This window comes from Bartonella sp. CE47NXGY, from assembly GCF_042195415.1.
Lineage (GTDB): Bacteria > Pseudomonadota > Alphaproteobacteria > Rhizobiales > Rhizobiaceae > Bartonella.
In genome coordinates this window covers 1-2,454 of the sequence record NZ_JBHIOI010000093.1, presented here as the reverse complement: position 1 = coordinate 2,454, position 2,454 = coordinate 1, and the positions used below count along the sequence as shown (strand labels likewise).

The following is a 2,454-nucleotide window of genomic DNA, read 5'->3' as shown; positions in this document are numbered from 1 at the left end:
AAACTTGATATTGCAAAAGCCAAGCAGCTTTTAGCAGAAGCTGGTTATCCGAATGGATTTGAGGCAAATTTTCTCGTATCAAATGCTCCTTATAGGGTGTTAGTTGCTCAGTCACTCCAAGATAGTGCCGCAAAGGCGGGGGTGCGTCTTAAAATTGAACGGATGGCCGGTACACAGTTGTTTTCTAAACTTTATGCACGGGCTTTTGATACGATTTTTGTCGGATGGAATAATGATTCTGCGGATCCTCATACTATGGCTTCACGTCTTGTTTATAATCCAGATAATCGGCTTGAGGCAAAAAATACCGCCTATCCTAGTTGGCAATATGGGTATTTGGATGAAACGATGAATCAAAAGGTTCAGGATGCATTGTTTCAAAAAGATCCGCAAAAACGGGCACAACTCTATGCTGATTTACAACGTGAATTGATGCAAAAAGGACCTTATGCGTTTATCTTTCAGAAATATACTGTTATCGCGATGACGCCTGATATCAAAAAGTGGGTTTGGAATAGTGCGCCACATATTTTTTATAGTAAAATTGAAAAATAAGAGTGTCTGCAATGCTGTTCAATAGATAAAGGGCATCGTCATGATATATTCGGCGTATTGTATAAATTTTAAGCTTTGCAATGCGCCGAAGATCATAGGTAATGTGTGATATATTGTTGAATGTCTTTTCAAGACATTCGTTTAAAGATATTTTTCATTCTCATTAGAGGTGTATTTAAGTGGATGTTAAGATCGATATTTCAATTTTTCTGAATTAGAAAGTGGTCAATTTATTTGTTAAAAAACTGAGAGTAACATAAAAAAACTAAGTGTAACAAATATCGCGGAATTTAGTGGTGCTAAAGGTGCAAAGGTTTTGCGATGTTGAAGGAAAGTTTTGTTATGGGGGTACACAAGGGATATCAGTTTTTTATGGTGTTTATATTTTCTTTTGCTTTGAAAGATGATGAGATGTCATTTGGAGGGTGTTGTTTTACGGGGAGTGATGAAAAAATTAAATTTTCTTTTGAAGAAGGAATAAAAGTCGTTGCATTTGGCAAACTAACGAATTTTTCTGTTTTATCAAATCGTCAAATTGTTATGAAGGCTCGTTGTTATTAAGGTACTTGAGCTAAAAGGGGTAGTGCTTTGATGGTATAGAAAACGCCGGAAGAAATACGAGACAAGCTTGCTTAACAAGATAGAAAAAATACAGGTTTTATAGTCTTCAATAGTAGGCGTTATGATATCGTGATTAAGCTCTGTTGTTGGTGAGCATTCATTGTATATTAGAGTGTTTTCCTTTGTATGTTTTAGTTTGGCTTATAAGTGTAGACAAGAGGAGTCATTGGCAAGAGGTGCTTGTTCTTGAAGATTTTAAAGTTTGGTCTTTAGGAGCCTATCGTTCGTCTAAACTTAAATTAAGCACGTTTTGCTGCATGGAGAATTTATACAATAAACGTTAAAAGGAAAATTCTATGAACGTGAAAAGAAAAATATTGAAAAAGGGCAGTTCTTTTGTTTCTGCTGTTCTTGCAATGGGGATGTTTGTGCAACAAGTTTCAGCAAAAACACCCGCCGATACGCTTGTGATGGCTTGGAATCTCGATCCAATAAATACATTTGACCCTGCACAACTCAATGACCGTTATGGAATTGAAGTGGTTAACAATATTTGTGATAATTTAGTCGTTTCTGCTACAGATGATGCGGCTAAAATGGTTCCCTCGTTAGCGAAGAGCTGGGATGTTTCAAGTGATGATCAGAGTACGGTGATTACTTTTCACTTGCGTGATGGTTTAAAGTTTTATGATGGTCGTCCTGCGAATGCCAATGATCTTGTTTGGGGTATGAAGCGGGTTGTCAAATTGAAATTGTCTAATGCAGCAACATTTAATGAATATGGGATTACAGAACAAAACGTTGATGAGGCTTTTCAAGCACCGGATGACAAAACGGTGGTGATGAAATTTGATAAACCTTATCCAGCAGAGCTCATTCTTAGCAATATTTCCACTAATCGCACTGCTGCCTTGCTGGATCGTGAGACACTCATGAAAAACGAACAAGATGGTGATATGGGAAACCGATATTTGGCCAGTCATTCTGCTTGTGTTGGTCCTTATCAGCTAGAGAGTTGGCGCCCTGGAGAAGGAATTTTGTTGCGTGCAAGCTCCAATTATTGGGGGGAGGTGCCTAAATTGAAGAAGATTTTAATTCGCCATGTCGCGGAGCCTGGAACGCAACGTTTATTATTGGAAAAACATGATATCGATGTTGCACGTAATCTGATGCCAGAGGATTTGGCAGATCTCCAAGCAACAACGGATATTAAAGTTGAAAAAGTTTTGGCGCCCTCCATGATCATATGGGGATTTAATGCGACAAACCCTATTTTTGCCAATGAAAAAGTGCGTTTGGCGATGCGCTATCTTATTGACTATGAAGGACTCGGTAAGA

The 2,454-nt window shown here is 38.0% G+C and carries 3 protein-coding genes; all 3 read left to right on the top strand.

All coding sequences use genetic code 11. From position 1 onward, the window contains the following. Positions 1-555, top strand: a 555-nt coding sequence (locus ACFIL3_RS09670; RefSeq protein WP_375682174.1) for an ABC transporter substrate-binding protein, incomplete at its 5' end; no start/stop codon positions are given. Positions 556-897: 342 nt separating this feature from the next. Beyond that, positions 898-1,116: an exodeoxyribonuclease VII large subunit gene (locus ACFIL3_RS09665; protein WP_375638543.1), complete on the top strand. Its 219-nt coding sequence runs from the start codon at positions 898-900 to the stop codon at positions 1,114-1,116. Positions 1,117-1,472: 356 nt separating this feature from the next. Then, the coding region (locus ACFIL3_RS09660; RefSeq protein ID WP_375682173.1) for an ABC transporter substrate-binding protein at positions 1,473-2,454 on the top strand (982 nt) is incomplete at its 3' end.

Bases quoted from the DNA above. Each gene is read 5' to 3' on its own strand.
- ACFIL3_RS09665 (WP_375638543.1), top strand. From the start codon at position 898: ATGGGGGTACACAAGGGATATCAGTTTTTTATGGTGTTTATATTTTCT.